Raw genomic sequence first — 19,765 nt, 5'->3', positions numbered from 1 at the left:
GCACCAAATGAACTCATTTGTATAATAAATAAGGGCTCGTTTATTCGAGCCCAATTTAAAGGGAAAGAAATTGTTATGATAAAGGAATTAGAAAAAGATAATTTAAACGAAATAGTTTCCAATAATGAAACAGTAGTCGTACAGTATATGGCCGGTTGGTGTGGTAATTGTAGATTAATGAAGCCTAAGTTTAAAAAATTGGCCGGAGAACATGAGAACGCTCAATTCTACCTGGTAGATGCAGAGAAGTATCCCGAATCCAGAAAATTAGCTAAGGTTGACAACCTACCTACTTTCGCCACCTTTAAAAACGGAGATTTCGTAAACCAGGTGCAAACCAATAAGTTTGACCCGCTAAAAGACTTAGTAAATGAAGTTACCAGTAATTAAACATTTAGTTCGCGAGAACGAAAGTGAAAAAATTGAGCATACCATAGAAGTTCTTGAAAGTTATACTGAACATCGTTCGGTAACAGACGAAGAAATGGATGTAATTGGAGAATTAATTTCCAATCTATGTGGAGCTGTAGAAGTGAAGCAGGATATTAAAGATGGTACGCCAGAAAGGGATGCCTGTAACAACTTTATGAAAAAAGTGGTTGGTTCTATAGATCGCTAAATTGCAGTATGCAGGTTATCTTGTTTAACCACAAGATATGCAGGCGAAAATTTTTACTACGGTATTTACCGTTTATTGTAAACTAAAACAAAGGGTTGCCTAATCTATGGGCAACCCTTTGTTTTTATGATAATTTTAGTAATTCTCAATCTAAGAAGCACTAAATTTAGCTTTCCAACTTAAACCAAAAATCATGTCTCAAATAACCTTAAAAGGCGAAAAAATAAACACCTATGGTAGTCTTCCCGAGAAAGGGGAACGCGCTCCACATTTTGAACTTATAAAATCTGATCTTAGCACGGCTACGTTAAATGATTTTAAAGGAAAAAGAGTAATCCTCAATATTTTTCCCAGTATAGATACAGGAGTTTGTGCCACCTCCGTGCGCAAATTCAATGAACGTGCTACAGAATTAAAAAACACCGCTGTTTTGTGCATATCACGGGACCTTCCCTTTGCCCAAAAACGTTTTGTAAATGACGAAGGTTTAAATAATATTATGAACCTATCAGATTTTAGGGATCGCAATTTTGGCAAAGACTATGGCCTGGAAATTATAGACGGCCCCTTTGAAGGTTTACTTTCACGGGTAGTTATTGTATTAGATGAAGAAGGTAATGTAATTCACAGTCAACAGGTGCCAGAAATTGGAGAGGAGCCTGATTATTTATCGGCTTTAAAAACTTTATTATAATGCGGGATAGTTTCCTCGGAAAAAGAATTAGAGGAGGAGGCTATGCGATAAAAGGTGCCTGGCTTTTACTTAAACATGAGCCCAGCATCCAGGTGCAATTCGCATTGGCCATAATTATGTGTTGTTTGGGTTTTTTCTTCGGAATCACTAAAACCGAATGGCTTTTTCAAATTCTTGCGATTGGCTTAATTATGACTGCAGAAGGTTTAAATACTGCTGTAGAAGCCATGGCAGATTTTGTTCATCCAGATTTTCACAGTAAGATTGGCCATATAAAAGATGTCGCTGCCGGTGCAGTTTTTATCGCAGCAATCACCGCTGTGATTATTGGCGGGATTATTTATTTCCCCTACATATTTTAGGCAAATTCAAAATCAGTTCTCGGTTCTCAGTGCATACTGAATACCGCGACTGCCAACTAATTGTTTGGTGTCGTCATTGCGAGCGACCTAGGAGCACGGCAATCTCTTGTTTGTTGTTTTATAAGATTAAACATTTTGCTGTTTTTCCACTGAACGCTGTGACTATCCACTAGTTGTTTGTTGTTTGGTGTTTGGTGTTTGGTGTTTGATGTTTGATGTTTGATGTTTGATGTTTGATTTAAGAAAACCTGAATCATTGAACTTGAAACTTGAATTTTTTCTCAGTTTTTGCCTAGGGAACACTGCGACTATACCCTAGTAGTTGTATTTTTGGTTCTGGTTTGGAACAGACCTTGAACTTTGAACCTTGAACCCTGAACCTCGAACTTGTATACCCGGAAGCTTCACAAAATAAATGCTTAGCTTTAAGCGTTTAAGAAAGCAAAGTAATTTCCTCTAAAACTGAAGATCATTTTCTTTATTTTAGAAGAGGCTAATTTGTATTTTTGCTCCAAATTCTTCAAAATACCTATGGCCAAAAAGAAAACCAGGACTAAAAAAAGCACCGCCAAAAAAACTAAAAAAATTTCGCTTAGACCTAATCGCCAACAAAAGGTAGTGTTAGGTAGTTTTTTTATGTTATTTGGCCTGGCCTTAATGGTGGCTTTTGTTTCTTTTCTTCTCAATTGGGAGGCAGATCAAAGTACGCTCACCCAATTTGGTGACAGGGAAATAGAAACTAAAAATTGGTTGAGCAAGTTTGGCGCAGCTATTAGCGATTTCTTTATGTATAAAGGCTTTGGTTTTGCTGCCTTTATTTTAGCCATCCTTATTAGTTACAGTGGTTTTAATTTATTTATAGGAAGAAAATCTACTAAACTTTTAAATTCCTGGTTCTGGGGGATTTTAGTGATGATTTGGCTCGCAATTTTCTTTGGTTTTTTTGCAGAAACCAACAGCCTTATGGGCGGAAGAATAGGTTTTGAAATGAACGATTTCCTACAGGATTATCTGGGTTTTATAGGAACTGTCTTTCTTATGGTGTTTCTATTTATCGCTTATCTTAGCCTAAGGCTTAAACTTACACCAGAGATGATAGGTGGTTTCTTAAGAACCAAAAAGGAGAATTTAGATAAGGAGTTTCAGCGGGAAAAACCAACATTTAAAGAAACTGAAGAAGAAACCGACTGGCGGGAAAAAATGACAGCATCTACAAAACCCGAACCCGAAAAAACTTCCGAAGAAATAAAACTGGAAACCAAACCTCCAAAAGAAGAATCCCCTGCCCCTACTCCAAAACCTAAACCAGAAAAGCAAGATCCCGAAGATGTGCAGATGGAGGTAGAAACTGCAAAGGAGGAAGAACTGGAAGAAAATAAGATTAGCAACAAGATAGTTAAGGATTTTGGCGAATTTGATCCTACCCTGGAATTGAGCAACTATAAATTTCCTACGCTGGAGTTACTCCAGGAATATGGAGGTGGCATCACGGTAGATCAGGAAGAGCTGGAAGGACATAAAAACCGGATTGTAGAAACCCTTAAAAACTATAAGATTGAGATCGCCCAGATTAAGGCTACCGTGGGTCCTACTGTTACCTTATATGAAATTGTACCCGAAGCGGGGATAAGGATTTCTAAGATTAAAAACCTGGAAGACGATATTGCATTATCACTTTCGGCCCTGGGTATTCGAATAATCGCACCTATTCCCGGGAAAGGAACTATTGGAATTGAAGTTCCCAATAAAAATTCCACTATCGTTTCTATGCGCTCTGTAATCGCATCGCCTAAATTCCAAAATGCCGAAATGGAATTACCTATGGCGCTGGGAAAAACAATTTCTAACGAAACTTTTGTAGTAGATTTGGCAAAAATGCCACATATGTTGATGGCCGGGGCCACGGGACAGGGGAAATCTGTAGGCTTAAATGCGATTCTTACTTCCCTGCTCTACAGCAAACATCCGGCTGAAGTAAAGTTTGTACTGGTAGATCCTAAAAAGGTGGAACTCACACTTTTTAATAAAATTGAAAGACATTTTTTGGCAAAATTGCCTAATAATGAAGAAGCGATTATTACCGATAATACGAAAGTAATCAACACTCTCAATTCCATGTGTATTGAGATGGACGAGCGTTATGAGCTGCTTAAGGATGCCCTGTGCCGAAATATTAAAGAGTATAACATTAAATTTAAAGCCAGGAAATTAAATCCGGAGAATGGCCATAAATTCCTGCCTTATATCGTGTTGGTAGTAGATGAGTTTGCCGATTTAATTATGACTGCAGGAAAAGAAGTAGAAACCCCTATTGCACGTTTAGCACAGTTGGCCAGGGCAATTGGCATTCACTTAATTATCGCTACACAAAGACCTTCTGTAAACGTGATTACCGGGATAATAAAAGCCAACTTCCCGGCCAGGATTGCTTTTAGGGTAACTTCAAAAATAGACTCGCGCACCATTCTAGACGGCCAGGGTGCCGACCAGTTAATTGGTCGCGGGGATATGTTATTTACCCAGGGTAATGAAATAAAACGCTTGCAATGTGCCTTTGTGGACACCCCGGAGGTGGATAAGATCACCGAGTTCATTGGTTCTCAAAAAGCATATCCAGACGCTCATTTACTGCCCGAATATGAAGGCGAAGAGAGTGGCACAGGTGTTGATATAGATAAAAGCGAAAGAGATAAACTCTTTAGAGAAGCAGCCGAAGTAATCGTAACAGCACAACAAGGCTCGGCTTCTTTGCTGCAACGCAAACTAAAATTAGGTTATAACCGCGCCGGTAGGATTATTGACCAATTGGAAGCGGCCGGAATTGTAGGACCTTTTGAAGGTAGTAAAGCACGCCAGGTTTTAGTGACCGATTTTGCAGCTTTAGACGAATTATTAAATGAAGAATAAATAAAAGATGAAGAATTTAATTATAATCGCTGTAGCGATTTTAAGCTTTAATTACGGGCTTGCTCAAAACTCAGAGAAAGCAGCTAACCTGCTTCAGGATGTTTCCAACAAGGTGCAGGCTTATGAGAATATGGTTATAGATTTTAAATATACCCTGGAAAATAAAGCGGCGAATGTACACCAGGAAACCCGGGGTGATGTAAGCATAAAAGGAAATAAATACTTGTTAAACTTGATGGGGACAACCCAGTTGTTTGATGGTGAAAAAATATACACCATTATCCCCGAAGACCAGGAAATAAACATTTCTACCTACGTAGAGGAAAATGACAATAATATCACCCCCTCCAAAATGTTTAGTTTCTATAAAGAAGGCTACACTTATGCCTGGGATGAATCTAAAAATCAAAACGGTAGAAATATTCAATACGTTAAATTGCTTCCCAAGGACAGTAATGCCGAGATTAAAAATATATTATTAGGGATAGACAGCCAGACGAATCACATTTATAATTTGATACAAACGCAGGAAAACGGTACAAAGATCACAATTACAGTTAAGAGTTTTAAACCAGACCAGCCTTTGGCGAAGAACTTATTTAAATTTGAAGAAGATCGCTATAAGGATTTCTACATCAATAGATTAGACTAAATTGAAGATATTAGACCGGTACATACTCACCAGTTACCTAAAAACTTTTTTCTCTGTTTTTATAATACTTATGTTCATTTTTGTACTGCAAACCATCTGGTTGTACATTGGTGAACTCGCAGGGAAAGATTTGGATGTGGAGGTGATTCTCAAGTTTCTACTCTACTTTTCACCAAAACTAGTACCCCTGGTGTTGCCCCTCACCATCCTGCTTACTTCCATTATGACCTTTGGTAATTTTGCCGAGAATTATGAGTTTGCGGCGATGAAATCCTCGGGAATATCTCTACAGCGAGCGATGCGTAGTCTTACAGTTTTTATTCTATTAGTAAGTTTTACCGCTTTTTTCTTTGCCAATAATGTAATTCCCGCTGCTGAATATAAATCTATAAACCTTCGGAAGAATATTGCCAAATTAAAACCGGCCATGGCTATTACCGAAGGTGTTTTTAACGATATTGGTACCATAAATATTAAGGTTGCCGAGAAAAGTGGTGACAACGGAAAATATCTTGATGATGTAATTATTCATAAAAAAGGAAACAAGCGGGGGAATTATACCGTAATTAAAGCTGAAAAAGGGGAGTTATTAGGAAGTACAAACTCTGAAATCCTATCGCTTATCCTGGAAAACGGAAATTATTATGATGAAATTCAGCCTTCCGATTATTCTAAGCGGCGTGATAAACCATTTGCAAAAAGCTACTTCAAAGAATATACAATAAACCTGGACCTTTCAGATTTTAATGATGTAGATTTAGATGAGGAAAGTTACAGCAACACCCAGGGGATGCTCAATATTGCAGAATTACAGGAAAGTATAGATTCTTTTTCTAACTCTTACAATCTAAAGAGAGAGAGCTTCGCTAAAAACATGTATAATCGCACCGACTTTAGAAGTATTGAGTCAAACCTAGAACCTTCAGATACAATTAAAGCGGTAAAAAATACCGTTCTTGAAAATTATAACACCTACGATGCTCAACAAATAGTAAACCTGGCTTTAGGTTCGGTAAACGGTTCACTCTCCCATATAAATATTAAAAAAGCAGAACTCAAAAACTCCAATAAACAGCTTAATAAATTTGAAATTGCCATGCATGAGAAATACGTGCTTGGCGTAGCTTGCATTATTCTCTTTTTTGTAGGCGCCCCTTTGGGTGCTATTATTAGAAAAGGCGGAATGGGACTGCCCATGGTAGTCGCAATTCTCTTGTTTTTAACCTATCATTTTATAGGGATTTTTGCAAAAAACAGCGCCGAAGACGGTAGTATTAGTCCGTTTTGGGCCACCTGGCTATCCACACTTATCATGTTGCCGCTGGGAGTTTATCTCACTTACCGGGCAACTACAGACCAGGGGCTGTTCGCATTCGACAATATTATTGAGCCTATAAGGAAGCTACTTAAAAAAGCCGGCTTAATTAAAGCTAAAAGCAAAATAGATTAGATACCTTTGCAGCGCAAAATAAAATCTTAAAATGAACCAGAAAACCTCTACCTCTACTAAAAGGTTAAAGTTAGATAGCATTCAGGAAGCCATAGATGACATTCGTGATGGCAAAGTGGTGATTGTAGTTGACGATGAAGATCGTGAAAATGAAGGGGATTTTGTAGCCGCCGCCGAAAAAGTAACCCCCGAAATGATTAATTTCATGGCTACTAATGGTCGCGGACTTATATGTGCACCACTTACCGAAGAGCGCTGTAAAAGCCTAAAACTGGATATGATGGTAACTAATAATACCGATCCTATGGAGACCGGTTTTACCATTTCGGTAGATTTACGTGGGAAAGGTGTTACTACCGGAATTTCTGCCGGGGACCGGGCAAAAACCGTAAAGTCTTTAATCGACCCAGAAACTAAAGCCATAGATTTAAATAGACCGGGACATATTTTTCCGTTAAAAGCCAAAGAAGGCGGGGTGCTAAGAAGAACAGGTCATACCGAAGCCGCGATAGATTTCGCCAGGCTGGCCGGCTTTGAACCAGCAGGCGTAATTGTAGAGATCTTGAACGAAGATGGTACCATGGCACGACTTCCGCAATTGATTGAAGTTGCAAAGAAATTCGATTTAAAAATCGTTTCTATTGAAGATTTGGTGGCTTACAGAATGCAGCATGATTCATTAATTGAGAAAAAAGAAGATTTCGATTTTCAAACCCGTTTTGGGACTTTCAGATTAAGAGCCTATCGCCAAACTACCAATGGGCAGGTGCATATTGCGTTAACCAAAGGAAGTTGGAAAGCCGATGAAGAAGTTACGGTTAGGGTGAATTCTACCCTGGTAAATAATGATATTCTTGGCACGTTAACCAACAATGCCGATAAGAAATTAGACCAGATGTTTAAGGTGATTAATGAAGAAGGTCGCGGCGCGATTGTTTTTATCAATCCAGCCATTCAAAGTCTTAACCTACTACCCAGGCTTGCAGAAATTAAAGAACGCCAAAAACAGGGCAAAGTAAAAGCTCCACCAATTAATATGGACAATAAAGATTTTGGAATTGGCGCGCAAATATTACACGACCTGGAAATTCACAAGATAAAGTTACTCTCCAATTCTGAACACACAAAACGAGTGGGAATGATAGGCTACGGACTTGAAATCACACGCTACGTTAATTATTGATCTAATTAAGGCATAAAACTACCTCGGGGCAAGCCTCGGAGCTCCTGATAGGTATTATCGGGATAAATCTCGATTATTGAGTAAAATCAGGTAATTACATTAGAAAATTGAGAGCTCACAGTTCCTAAAACAAGGGGATGCCGTGAGCTGTTTTTATTTATATCTATAGAGGTCAGTAGTTAGTTACCTATAATTTGCGATTGATAGGTGATATTATCCTGAACCATTTTTTGTAATCAGGTTATTGAATATAGTTGCTTTGCTCTGAGATCGATTGATCCTAAAACAGAATTCGTTAAAATACCTGTTCAGGTTTTTATCGCTTACCCAAGAATAAGTGATCCTTATCCAGGATTTTACATGATGTATCATCGTATGGACTGCCTTAAAGTTCAACCCCTTATTGCTCTCTATTTGTGTAATGTCATATGCTTTGCCAATGGGTCTATCCTCGCCATTTATCAGTGGTTACCTTAGCATTACGGCTTATATGGTTGATAAAAATATACTGAAGAGACTGGGCTGAAAAATCATCAATTTTCATAGTATACATTCGCTCTACTTTGCCTTCTCCAGTCAGTTGAACCGCCGTGACCGCTTTCTTTTTCTTACCATCATAACTTCTTCCTATTTTTCTCTCGTCCCTGCCGCCCAGGACAAATTCATCCACGTGGACATCACCATCCATAGGGTTATTCCCACTCGAGGCCATAGCTTCCCTGACTTTCAGCATAAATAGCCTCGCCGTTTTTTCTGTAACCCCATAGCGCACGGACATATAGCTTGCTGATAAACTTTTGGTGGTCGTGGCCATCTCAAAGCAGATAAAAAAAATTGCGTACACCAAATTTACTTTGTGAAAAAGCGTATTGGCGATAGCAGATTCGATATGGTGGCAAATATTGCATTGCCTGACAAAATCCTTACGAACCTGACAGGCATTGTGGTTACATCTTGTACATTTAAAACTGGTTTTGGTCTTGATTGAGGCTAGGTATTACTTGCAGTCTTGGTCGGTTTTGAACCGAACAGAAAACTCCAGAAGATTTTGACCCTTAAAAATATCCATTTTTTCATATTTTACTGCAATGAAGATACGTATTTAAATACTGACCTCTAAAATTTTATTCTCAATATCTCCGTTGTATATTGTTCTTAGGCTATCATTCGTAAAGCATAGATATTTGAAAAACACCTTATTTTCTTTTATTTCAACTACGTTTATTTTGTAACCTTGTTTTACTAGGTTTTCATTAATGGATGATGAATCATTCTCAAAGTTAATTTTTTGTTTGCTCAATTTTTCATTCAAGGTAGAATTGAAATAGTAATTATTGCCAAATTCCAAATAATTTTCTTGAGCACTCAAACTCATAAAAAATAAATACAAACCGATAATGAATAACTTTTCCATGATTTCTGGGTTTTAGGTTTTACACTATCCCCAACCTATCTCAAAACCAGACACAAAAAAATACCCATAGGCGGGTATTTCCTGCATACGATACTATCCTTAAGTTGCAGGAATATTAATCTTTAAACAATTTATTATGAAAACTTTAGCCATTTTTTTTGTTATTTTTTGTGGATATATAATTGAGCCAGGGGAGCGAGAAAACTTAGCTGACTTAGCTTTAGATAGGAAATATGCTCATATCGATGTATATAACAATGCAGGGATAAACACGCATGACTTTGTGTTTTCCTACGACGTGATAAACGGATTTGGCAGCTGTAGAAATAATTTCGCAGTTAAGAGCAATGTTAATTTCACCACAAACATTAGTTTCCGGATTTATTTTAGTGGAGAACTAATATATAGTGGACAAACCATTATTTCCCCCAGAGGTCGGTTTTATTTAAACAATGCCTTTTTTCATTGTAATGTATTAAATTCAACAATCCGGATTATTATTGATTAATCACTTAAACCGGAATATTCGCGGAATTAAGTTCAATGCTCTACTGCGACAAGGTTGAAATGATCAGAGAAATTCATTGAGAAATATGAATAATGCAGGCTAAACTGTCTTGTCCTGAATCCAATTGATATACAATTCAGGACAAGATTTTGTATGTAATTTCTAAAAATCATACTTCTTCTCCAGGGCATATCGCAATAATTCGCCGGCACCATGAAGGTCCAGTTTTCTAATCATGTTCTTTCTATGAGTTTCTACCGTAGTTTTTCCAATAAAAAGTTGTTCGGCTATTTCTTGATTGGTTTTTCCCTTAGCAATTAATTTTAATATTTCGTGCTGTCTTCTGGTAAGTACGCCTTTGGTTTTAGAGGTTTCACCAGATGATTCCAATGTAATATTCGGGTCGTAATAGGTTTCCCCTTTATGTACCTGCCGCATTGCGAAAAGCAATTCTTTAAGACTTGAGTTTTTAAGTATATAACCTTTTGCCCCTGCCTTTAACATTTGGGAAACCGCAGCGTCCTGGTCAAACATCGTAAAAGCAATAATTTTAATTTCGGGATAATTTTTCAAGATTTTTCGAGTGGCTTCTATGCCATCCATTACAGGCATTCTTATATCGGTAATAATAAGGTTGGGCCTTTTTCGTTTAACCAGCTCACAAAGCTCCTGTCCGTTTTGGGCAAAACCAACAAACTCTATATCTTCTTCATATTCAAAGAATATTTTAATGCCGTCTATTAGGGCCAAATGGTCTTCTGCTATTGCTAATCGAATCATGATACAGGAATATTAATAATCACTGTTGTTCCTTTCCCCAAGACAGACTCTATATCTACCGTTCCGCCCAGATGCTCAACCCGTCTTTGGATGGAGTGAATGCCCATCCCTTCCCTTAGCTTTATTCTATCTGGGACAAATCCCTCCCCATCGTCCTCTAGCATTAAGTTAATAACATCGCCATGGTGGGTAATATGGATTATCACCTCTTTGGCTCTGGCGTGCTTAATCACATTGGTTATTAATTCCTGAATAATCCTAAAAATGGTAATTTCCAGAGAGTTTTCCAGACGTTCTTCCATGCCGTGATCTTCTACTTGTATTACCAGTTTTTTGGAAGCCGAAACTTTGCTTGCAAAATTTTTAACAGCTGGAAGCAAGCCTTCATTGGCCTTAACCCCGGCGTTTTTTGCATGGGCAATTCTGCGTACCTGTTGGTAAGCTTCGTCAATAAGATCATCGGTTTGTTGCAATAATTTATCTTCTTCAACTTTTAAACGATCTTTTTTAAGCTTTAAATTCTGAAAATGTAATTTTAACGTAGCCAATAAGCTGCCCAAGTTATCGTGGAGATCGTTAGCGATACGTTGTCGCTCTTTTTCCTGTCCCTCAATCATAGCGTCCAAACCAGCAAGCTCTTGTTCTTTTAAGGAACTTTCCAGTTTCTCCCGCTGTACTTCGTGTTCCTTATCGGTAATTTTCTTTTTATGCTGAAGGTTACGGTAAGCCAGGTACGCCAGTAATAGTATTAAGAACAATGCTCCCAAAGCAACCCAGAGCCTGGTTTTATGTTGACGGAGTTTTAGGTTTTCATTTTCCTTTTTCTCTGTTTCATATTTGGTCTGAAGTTCCAGAATGGCTTTATTCTGTTCATCTTGATTGATGCTATCCCGATATGCATTTTGAAGTTTTAAATACTTAAGGGCATTTCCAAAATCTTCTTGTAACTCATAGGTACCAGATAAGTTTTGATATAAAAACCGCTTGTTTTCTTTGGCAAATTCTTTTGCCGAAATAGAATCGGCAAGCTTATAATAATAGACAGCCGAGTCGTATTGTTTTAACTGTTTATGAATAGATGCCTTATTGTTATGGATATAAGAAATATAGTCTGTAAGCTGCTGCTTTTTATATTCTTCCAGCGCAATTTCATAATGATAAAAAGCAGAATCTTTATGCTGGGTATGTTCTCCATATAATACCCCCAGGTTATGATGGATTTTCGCATTGAGCAGAACATCGTCTGTTTTTAGGTTTTCTATTAAAGCTTTGTTGAAAAATCCAATCGTTTTTTGCGGTTCTGAATTAATAAAAATTTTCCCCAATTGCATATAAGCCGAAGCCAACAATGCGGGATCATTATAATTTTCTGCATATTTTAAATATTCGTCCATAAAAGGCTGTGGCTTTAGGCTGCTATCTCGCAGGGAGTTTAGGGATTGTGCTATTTGAAGATTGATTAATGCCACTTTATGGAGACTATCCAGTTCCAGGTATTTTTTTTTCGCGATTAACCAGTTTTTAAAACTTTTATCGGTTTGGTTATTTAATTCCCGGGCATTGGCCAACAAGAAATAATATTTAGCTTTTTGGGCTTTTTTTAATTTTAAAGTATCTATTAGCTGAAGGATTTCAAAAGCCTGCCCGGTTTCCCGAGCCTGCAACAAACTATCCACGTGCTTAAGCTGCCCACTTTGCGAATAGCAAAAAGCAGCAAGCAAGAAACTTGCTGCAATTAGGATAATATGGCTAATCCTGGTTTTCAAAATTATACGCCTACTAAAATGCTACCTCCGGAAGTTTCCGGGCGCACGTCAATATCCTTTGCACAATGACCACTATAATACGTACCAAAATCGAGATCTACATTACCCGGTGTATTGCGATTCTCTTCCAATCCCTTGGTCCGCAATTTCCAAAAACCCTCAAAGCATTTTTTTATCCGTTTTTTTCTATGATTGGAGTGGAAAACAATCACGGCAATATGCTTTATTTCTGAATCATCGCTCAGTTCTTTTTTGCATACATTTTTTGAAAAAGACTCGATGTCCTTGATAGGTTCTTGTATGGACTCTCCTTTTCTGGCCATCACGTCCACCATCACTTGTCTATGATCTTCCAATTGTCTAAGATCTTCATTTATATCTTCTTCTTCATCCCTTCTATAAGCTTGCTTTTTTGGTCTTATGATAATCAAAACGGCCGGCAGCAAATTGGACTTTATCGTGAATAGCTTGGGTTTCTTAAGCTTTACCTTATTGGGCTGCCCCTGCTCATTTCGCATAACTGGAAAATATATGCCCAGGTTAAGCTCAACTTTTCTAGCTTTCTTCTTACAGCGAAAGGTTCCTATTGGATCATAAATTTCTCCCATGACTTTTGTTTTTATGGTTAATAACACTCCAATTTACAACTTATAGCAATAAAGCCTGGGGAGATTTTCGGGTTAAATCCCCCATTTTCTTCAGCCTAAAAAGCGAATCCAATTCCTAAGTTTATCATATAGCCTTTAAGCAGCAGGTTCTGGGGAGACTCATCATCAATAAGCTGCTCTGTTTGCTGTTCCCTGCTTCCATCTTCAAAAACAACCTTCATGGGAACAGAATTTGGCAAGGCAGTAAATGAATACCCAATTTCTGGGCGGAAGTAGAAAAGTCCGCCGAGTTTGGCGCCCAATTTTATGTTGAACGAATTATTGTTAAAATCTATTTTTCCGGTACCCGTTCTATTAGGATCTTCATTAGAACTTATATCATTTAGCGTGGCTTCTAATTTTATTGAACCATAACTTACCCCCGCATATAGACCCCTACCCGGTTTAAAAAAGTAATACTGCAGGCCTCCTTCCAGATAGCTAAAATCTAGTTGATCGTCTTCACCGCTTCCTGATCCTAATGCCAAAGCCTCCTTAATTAAATCTGAATTGAGTTTGGAATAATCTAAAAATACGGCGAGTTTGTCATTTAATAATGGAGTAACGTACTCCAAATTGCCTCCAATTAAATTGGGAAAACCCATTTTTACGCCTATTCTAATAGGACGTATCTTAATATTTTCCTCTTTATTATCGCTATTAAACTGTTCTTGCGAAAATCCCGTTGCCGATAAGCACAAGAAAAAGAGTGCCCAACTAATTTTTAAAATCGTTTTCATAATCCTGGTTTTAAAGGTTAGTAAATTGTAACTGATTAAAAATGTGATACTTGATTCAGTTTTACAGGAATAAAAGTAGATTGTAGAAGGACACAAGAAAATACCCATTTGAGGGTAAATTGTTTCAAACTTTTAATTTTTAAACCAATGAATTAAAATAGCTTCTATTGCCACCATAACAAGGTTTAGGTAAAGTGCTTTAGTTTTATTTTACCCAGATTTTCCTAACCCTCCTTGCTATTTGAAATCTTCATGAAAAAGAGTTCGTTGAAGAACATGAAAAATTAAGATTATCGCTTACTTACAATTTAGTCTCTGCTCTTTTTTCTTGCAGCGAAAGAGATCTTGCTTCTTTACCAAACAATAATGAATCAGAATTATTTTCATCACTTCTGGTAAGTATAATTCATTATCTTCGGGGTATAATTGAAGGCAACCCTATGAGGATATTAAAGAAAATTATTCTGGCTTTCGCGCTATTTATCATAGTAGGCACGCTCATTATTTTTGGGCTGGAAGCCTATATTGCCAAAGAAACGGCTTCTCAAATATATTCGGAAGCCACTGAAATTCCGCCGGCAAAAACTGCGATTATCCTGGGTGCCAGCGTACATGCTAATGGGAAACTCTCCCCTATTCTGCAAGATCGGGTAGAGGCAGCTTATTTGCTATATCAATTAAATAAAGTTGAAAATTTTCTTGTTAGCGGTGATCATAAAACCGATGATTATGATGAAGTGAATGCGATTAAAAATTACCTTTTAAAAAAAGGTGTACCTTCAAAAGATATTGTTTTAGATCACGCTGGTTTCGATACTTATGATAGTATGTATCGCTCTAAAGCCGTTTTTAACCTGGAAAGTGCCATAGTTGTTACCCAAAAATTCCACGTGCCAAGAAGTCTTTTTATAGCCAATAACATAGGGTTGAATTATAAAGGTTTCGAAGCCCAACCAATCGCTTACACCTCTTCAGAAAAAATTAAAAGACGGGAGCAGCTTGCCAATTTTAAAGCGATATGGGAAGTGGTCTTTAATCAGAAACCCGCTACCCTAAAAGACCGTTTTTAAACATAATATTTACAAAAATTAAAAGTATATTTTTTATATCTTTAGGTCATAATCAATAAATATCTAAGACCATGTTGCAATGGATTGTCCATATTGTGATAGATGCCCTGGTGCTACTTGTCGCTGCAAACATTTTAAAAGATGTAACTTTAAAGGGATTTAGAACAGCCATTATTGTAGCTTTGCTTATAGGAATACTAAGCTTTTTATTAAGCTGGCTCCTTACATTTCTGCTTAATGTCGCCACCCTGGGTATTTTCTATTTCCTGGGTATTGGCTTTATCACCAGGGTAGTCGCGTATGCCATTATTATTGAAATTGCCGATCATTTTACTTCAGATTTCAATACGCGAGGATTTCTTCCCTCTCTGTGGCTGGCAATCATCCTTGCTATTGTGGGAGGGATTGTAGATGCCATCTTGTTTTAGTAAACAGCAATACTATTTAGAATTTATTCTGTTCGGTACCTGTATCTTTAAACATTTTTTTTGAATCCATTCCTAAAGATCCCTTGATATGAGAGACTCACAGTCCCAAAAGCTATGTGGGATTAGATTTCTGTGAGGTTTATTTTAACTTTCGATTTGACTTGAGTTTTCTTTTTATACAAAAGCCAAATCATTCGGTAACAAAAATCTATGGCAATAAAGTCTTTGTTTATGCTTTAAACCGCTATATACAAAGGTTTTGCCTATATTTGCAGCTAATTTTTTGCTATGATAAAATTAATTATTACAGATATGGATGGTACTTTGTTGAACGATCAACATGAAATCCATCCCGATTTTTGGGAAATTGAAGAGTCATTAACCAATCAGGGAATTATGTTTTCTGTGGCCAGTGGCCGCCAGTTTTATAACCTGGAAAGTAAATTTGATCGCATTAAAGACCGTATGCTTTTTTTTGCTGAAAATGGAACCCACGTAGTTTATAAAGGAAAAGATCTTTACGTTAATCCCCTAGATAAAGAAGCGGCATTTCAATTTATAAGAAAAGGACGCGAACTTCCAGATACCCAAATGGTGCTCTGCGGAAAGAAATCGGCTTATATAGAAAGTAAAGACGAAGATTTTTACCGGGAAATTAATAAATTCTACAAGAAAATTGAAAAAGTAGAAGATCTCACCCAGGTAGACGATACTATTTTAAAAGTAACTTTTTGCAATTATAATGGTGTGGAAGAACATACCTATCCGCATTTTAAAGACTATAACGAAGATTTTAAAGTAGCCATCGCAGCCAATATCTTTATAGATATTACTTCTAAAACCGCTAATAAGGGGAATGCGATAAAAGGCATTCAAAAGGAAATGAATATTTCTCCTGAAGAAACCCTGGTATTTGGTGATTACCTTAATGACCTGGAAATGATGCAGAATGCCAGGTATAGCTATGCTATGAAGAATGCCCATCCAGAAATTGTTAATGCCAGCCAGTATATTACGGCCTATGATAATAATGAGAATGGCGTGTTGCGCACAATAACTGATATGGGATTAATAAAACAGAACTAATTGAGTTAAATTGTCTTAGACAGAAATACATTTTGCTTGAGAATTTAAGTTGAGCTAAATTCGAATATAAAGCGACTCAAGTTCTTTAAAAACGCTTTTTTTAAACTAACATTTTAACAGACTTAGTTGTTAAGGTTAATATTTTCTCAAAAAGTAAAAAAAAAGCCCCGCTTTCTTTGTATCGTCACAGGGTCTTTATAGTTTGGAGGTTTTAAATGTAAAACAATAAACAACAGTTATGATTAATTCTAGAAAGTTTGCAGCTTTAATTTTTGCATTTGCTCTTGTAACTTCGGTAGGTACATTTGCACAAACGCAGCCTATGCCGCAACAACAGCAACAAGTAGATGTTGATGTGAGTGATGCCGAATTGGCTAAATTTGCAGATGCTTACCAGAAAATTAGGATGGTAAATCAGAAAGCGCAGCAAGAAATGGTAAAGAAAGTGGAAGATGGCGGATTTGACGTGCAGCGTTTTAATAAAATTCACCAGGCATCTTTAGACCCAAATACAGAAGTTGATGCAACAGAGGAAGAAATGAGTAAGCATAAGGAAGTAGTTGCAGATATTGAAAGTATGCAAGGTAAATTTCAAAAAGAAATGGAAGATGCTATTTCTGAAGAAGGACTTGAAGTTCAGAGATATGAAAAAATCGCGATGGCACTTCAAACCGACACTGAGCTACAACAACGATTACAAAAACTAATGCAAGGATAATTTCCCTGCACTATCTTTTAAAAAGGCTGCCATTGGCGGCCTTTTTTTTATGTTAATTTTATCACTTCATCTTTGAGTAATCTCTTAGTAAGTCCTAATTTTAGGGGAAACAGGAAAACTTCACCATTTGAATTCAGCTTTAAAAACATATCTTATAATCTTGTCTATTATATTCCTGGGACATTTAAGTGAGAACAAACTTTATGCGCAGCAAACTATGAAACAAAAGGAAGCCTTAAAATTTGAAAATAAAATTGTGCCAGATGAAATTTGGCGGGAAACTTTTATAGCGCTTTCCCATTACCCTGAATTAAAAGATACTCCAATAGAATTTAAATTTAAGAAGAAAATTAAAAAGTCCTTTATGCAGGCCCAACCAAAAGTGGCTACGCTGTTAAAAAATAAAAAGAATCGCTCTTACTACGTCCTAATTAGTGAAAAAGTGGTGATAGACGATCAGGTTTTTGAAGTAAAAAACGCCCCATCTGATGTGCTTATTGGGTGGATTGGCCATGAACTTGGCCACATTATGGACTACCGGGAGCGCAGTAGCGCAAATATGCTTTGGTTTGGCATTAAATATTTAACCTCAAAAAACTATATTAAAGAAGCCGAGCGCGCCGCAGACACCTATGCCGTGAACCACGGATTGGGAAAATACATTATTGCCACAAAAGATTTTATCCTGAATAATGCCAACCTGGCCGATTCCTATAAAAACCGTATAAAAAGACTTTATCTTTCCCAGGAAGAAATCATGGTGCTTGTAGATGAACTAAACGAAGAAGAGGATGACGATTGAGCGACATCCTCCTTTTGAAGAAATTTAGATTATTAGATGAATATTTAAAAAATTCAGCTTGAATGTTCTTCTACAAACTTTTCCCACTTAGCAAATCGTTCTTCTTCCATTACTTTTTCCATCTTAACCTGTCCGCCTTTTTTCTTATTGGCAGCACTCCACTCGGGGAACATATCTGGATGTACTTTAGTAACCTTCACCCCTTTTAAAGCTTTAGATCGAGCTACTTTATAATTTTTATTGGCATTTTTTAGCGATTCATCCAGGGCTTCAGCGAGTTTTTCATTATCGATATCGCTTTCTGTACCCAGATACCAATGATGATGGAATTCTCCCTCTATCCTCACAGCTGCAAGGGTGAATTCAGGAATTTTTATATCGAACTTATCTTCCATCTCCTGCACGGCATCATTCATTTTATTTACTGAAAGTTGCGATCCCACAACATTTAAGAAAAACTTAGTCCTTCCCGTGATTCTAATTTCTTTACGCTCTACATTGGTAAACTTAATAGTATCTCCAATTAAATACCTCCAGGTTCCAGAAACCGTACTAATTAATAGCACATAATCTTTCTCCTCCTCAACATCTTCTATAGAAATTACCGGCGCACCTTCCACTAATGAGCCATCTTTATTGATATACTCGGCTTTAAAAGGCACAAATTCAAAATAAATCCCATTGCTTAAGGCCAATTTCATAGAGGTAGTATCTGGTCTATCCTGGTAGGCTAAAAAACCTTCAGAAGCCAAATAAGTATCAATTACAGTAATAGGGTGTTTTAAAAGCGCATTAAAACTTTTTTCATAAGGTTCAAAAGCTACTCCTCCAGATGTGTAAACCTGCAGATTTGGCCATACTTCGTGAATATTATCTACCTTATGATATTCAATCACTTTTTTCATCATAAGCTCCAACCAGGAGGGGATTCCACTTAAGGCACCAATATCCCAGTTTTTCGCATTTTCAGCAATACGCTGCACCCTATCATCCCATTCAGGGATTTTAGAGATCTCATCGCCCGGTTTGTAATAGCCCTTAAACCAAAATGGGATTTGGCTGGCAGAAATTCCACTAATCTCTCCCTCTTCGTGGTCTCCTTCTTTTTCAAGATCTGTAGAACTTCCCAGCATCATAATTTCTTTTTCAAAGAAATCTGGCGGAAGGTCAAAATTACTTAAAGCTCCAACCTGGTTTATTCCGGTTTGTCTAATCGCATCGATCATTTCTTCGGTTACAGGAATACGCTTACTGGATTTACCGGTAGTACCAGAACTCAAAGCAAAATAAGGAGGTCTCCCCGGCCAGGCTACATCTTCCTCACCGTCGTGCAGCTTTTGCCACCACTCTTCATTCATTTTATTATAATCGAAATAAGGTACCTTTTCGGCAAAGGTTTTTTCTATATTTTCAGAATTTAAAATAGCTTCAAAATCATAATGTTTACCAAACTGGGTTTTCTTTGCTTTTTTTAGCAATTTCACCAAAACCTCCCTCTGGGCTTTTTGTGCATCGGGTTCAGAAACTATGCTGTCACGTAGTTCTATAACACTTTTAATTAGGGAACCTATTATGGGCATAAATTTTTTAATTTAGGTTGATTTATCAAAATTGAAGATAGAAAAAACAGAAAATTAGAATGATAATATCTTTATAATTATCAATTATTTAACCTTTATAAAATTTGCGTTTCTGAGTTAAAGAAACTTTTAATTAAGAAAAAAATTGCTTTTTTGAAACCACTTATAAATGAAGTCATAAAAACCTTTTACATTGACTAAAATTCCACATTTTTGTTCCATATGTTTCACTCTTATCTCTCCGTAGCCAAGTGATACGAAAAGCAAAATTCTTCAAATGAGCAAAAAAATCTTGATTTTCATGGTTCTCATTGGAGTAAAATCAATCATTTGTTAAATAAACGATAAATATCAAATAA

Annotated in this window: 20 protein-coding genes and 1 pseudogene; 14 read left to right on the top strand and 7 right to left on the bottom strand. The window is 37.0% G+C overall.

The window, feature by feature from the left end; all coding sequences use genetic code 11:
• Positions 1-75 precede the first annotated feature (75 nt).
• The 8 genes from BUA71_RS01955 (at position 76) to ribB (ending at position 7,867) form a co-directional block, all read left to right on the top strand.
• Positions 76-390 carry a thioredoxin family protein gene (locus tag BUA71_RS01955; protein ID WP_072876168.1) on the top strand — a complete coding sequence of 105 codons (315 nt, stop codon included), beginning with the start codon at positions 76-78 and terminating at the stop codon, positions 388-390.
• Positions 371-619, top strand: coding sequence for a DUF6952 family protein (locus BUA71_RS01950; protein WP_072876166.1), 249 nt, complete (start codon positions 371-373; stop codon positions 617-619). Before BUA71_RS01955 ends, BUA71_RS01950 begins: the two co-directional genes overlap by 20 nt.
• Positions 620-812: 193 nt before the next feature.
• Positions 813-1,313 (top strand): thiol peroxidase, encoded by a 501-nt coding sequence (tpx, locus tag BUA71_RS01945; protein ID WP_072876164.1) that lies wholly within the window; start codon positions 813-815, stop codon positions 1,311-1,313.
• Positions 1,313-1,675, top strand: coding sequence for a diacylglycerol kinase (locus BUA71_RS01940; RefSeq protein WP_072876162.1), 363 nt, complete (start codon positions 1,313-1,315; stop codon positions 1,673-1,675). The genes tpx and BUA71_RS01940 overlap by 1 nt, the downstream gene beginning before the upstream one ends.
• A gap of 531 nt (positions 1,676-2,206) precedes the next feature.
• On the top strand, positions 2,207-4,582 hold the full coding sequence (locus BUA71_RS01930) for a DNA translocase FtsK (RefSeq protein ID WP_072876158.1): 2,376 nt from the start codon (positions 2,207-2,209) through the stop codon (positions 4,580-4,582).
• A 7-nt stretch (positions 4,583-4,589) separates the two neighbouring features.
• Positions 4,590-5,234, top strand: a complete 645-nt coding sequence (locus BUA71_RS01925) for an outer membrane lipoprotein periplasmic chaperone LolA1 (RefSeq protein ID WP_072876156.1) — start codon at positions 4,590-4,592, stop codon at positions 5,232-5,234.
• Between the two features lies 1 nt (position 5,235).
• Positions 5,236-6,684: an LptF/LptG family permease gene (locus tag BUA71_RS01920; RefSeq protein ID WP_072876154.1), complete on the top strand. Its 1,449-nt coding sequence runs from the start codon at positions 5,236-5,238 to the stop codon at positions 6,682-6,684.
• 31 nt (positions 6,685-6,715) lie between these two features.
• On the top strand, positions 6,716-7,867 hold the full coding sequence (gene ribB, locus BUA71_RS01915; protein ID WP_072876152.1) for a 3,4-dihydroxy-2-butanone-4-phosphate synthase: 1,152 nt from the start codon (positions 6,716-6,718) through the stop codon (positions 7,865-7,867).
• A 179-nt stretch (positions 7,868-8,046) separates the two neighbouring features.
• Here the strand turns inward: ribB and BUA71_RS01910 are convergent.
• Positions 8,047-8,936, bottom strand: a pseudogene (locus BUA71_RS01910) (IS1595 family transposase).
• A 33-nt stretch (positions 8,937-8,969) separates the two neighbouring features.
• Positions 8,970-9,281 carry a hypothetical protein gene (locus tag BUA71_RS01905; protein WP_072876150.1) on the bottom strand — a complete coding sequence of 104 codons (312 nt, stop codon included), beginning with the start codon at positions 9,279-9,281 and terminating at the stop codon, positions 8,970-8,972.
• Positions 9,282-9,417: 136 nt separating this feature from the next.
• Here BUA71_RS01905 and BUA71_RS01900 point away from each other — a divergent pair, with 136 nt between their 5' ends.
• On the top strand, positions 9,418-9,789 hold the full coding sequence (locus tag BUA71_RS01900; protein ID WP_072876148.1) for a hypothetical protein: 372 nt from the start codon (positions 9,418-9,420) through the stop codon (positions 9,787-9,789).
• 162 nt (positions 9,790-9,951) lie between these two features.
• On the opposite strand, the gene BUA71_RS01895 is transcribed toward BUA71_RS01900, so the two are convergent.
• The 4 genes from BUA71_RS01895 to BUA71_RS01880 all read right to left on the bottom strand — a co-directional run bounded on the left by BUA71_RS01895 (position 9,952) and on the right by BUA71_RS01880 (position 13,722).
• Positions 9,952-10,569, bottom strand: coding sequence for a response regulator (locus BUA71_RS01895; RefSeq protein ID WP_072876146.1), 618 nt, complete (start codon positions 10,567-10,569; stop codon positions 9,952-9,954).
• On the bottom strand, positions 10,566-12,335 hold the full coding sequence (locus tag BUA71_RS01890) for a tetratricopeptide repeat-containing sensor histidine kinase (RefSeq protein ID WP_072876144.1): 1,770 nt from the start codon (positions 12,333-12,335) through the stop codon (positions 10,566-10,568). Before BUA71_RS01890 ends, BUA71_RS01895 begins: the two co-directional genes overlap by 4 nt.
• 2 nt (positions 12,336-12,337) lie before the next feature.
• Entirely contained in the window at positions 12,338-12,943 is a 606-nt protein-coding gene (locus tag BUA71_RS01885) for a hypothetical protein (protein ID WP_072876142.1), read from the bottom strand.
• A 95-nt stretch (positions 12,944-13,038) separates the two neighbouring features.
• Entirely contained in the window at positions 13,039-13,722 is a 684-nt protein-coding gene (locus BUA71_RS01880) for a hypothetical protein (protein WP_072876140.1), read from the bottom strand.
• Between the two features lie 440 nt (positions 13,723-14,162).
• Here BUA71_RS01880 and BUA71_RS01875 point away from each other — a divergent pair, with 440 nt between their 5' ends.
• The 5 genes from BUA71_RS01875 (at position 14,163) to BUA71_RS01855 (ending at position 17,826) form a co-directional block, all read left to right on the top strand.
• On the top strand, positions 14,163-14,792 hold the full coding sequence (locus tag BUA71_RS01875) for a SanA/YdcF family protein (protein ID WP_072876138.1): 630 nt from the start codon (positions 14,163-14,165) through the stop codon (positions 14,790-14,792).
• Between the two features lie 71 nt (positions 14,793-14,863).
• A complete protein-coding gene (locus tag BUA71_RS01870) occupies positions 14,864-15,220 on the top strand; it encodes a phage holin family protein (RefSeq protein ID WP_072876136.1) in 357 nt (118 codons plus the stop codon).
• A 288-nt stretch (positions 15,221-15,508) separates the two neighbouring features.
• The gene (locus BUA71_RS01865; RefSeq protein ID WP_072876134.1) at positions 15,509-16,306 is read left to right on the top strand and encodes a Cof-type HAD-IIB family hydrolase; all 798 of its coding nucleotides are present in this window, start codon (positions 15,509-15,511) and stop codon (positions 16,304-16,306) included.
• A gap of 238 nt (positions 16,307-16,544) precedes the next feature.
• Entirely contained in the window at positions 16,545-17,024 is a 480-nt protein-coding gene (locus BUA71_RS01860; protein WP_072876132.1) for a DUF4168 domain-containing protein, read from the top strand.
• 127 nt (positions 17,025-17,151) lie between these two features.
• The gene (locus tag BUA71_RS01855; protein ID WP_317040883.1) at positions 17,152-17,826 is read left to right on the top strand and encodes a M48 family metalloprotease; all 675 of its coding nucleotides are present in this window, start codon (positions 17,152-17,154) and stop codon (positions 17,824-17,826) included.
• A gap of 53 nt (positions 17,827-17,879) precedes the next feature.
• Here BUA71_RS01855 and BUA71_RS01850 read toward each other — a convergent pair whose 3' ends face one another.
• A complete protein-coding gene (locus tag BUA71_RS01850; RefSeq protein ID WP_072876130.1) occupies positions 17,880-19,406 on the bottom strand; it encodes a GH3 family acyl-acid amido synthetase in 1,527 nt (508 codons plus the stop codon).
• Positions 19,407-19,765 lie beyond the last annotated feature (359 nt).

This window comes from Salegentibacter echinorum, from assembly GCF_900129445.1.
In the GTDB taxonomy this organism is placed as follows: Bacteria; Bacteroidota; Bacteroidia; order Flavobacteriales; family Flavobacteriaceae; genus Salegentibacter; species Salegentibacter echinorum.
This window is presented reverse-complemented; position numbering and strand designations above follow the sequence as displayed.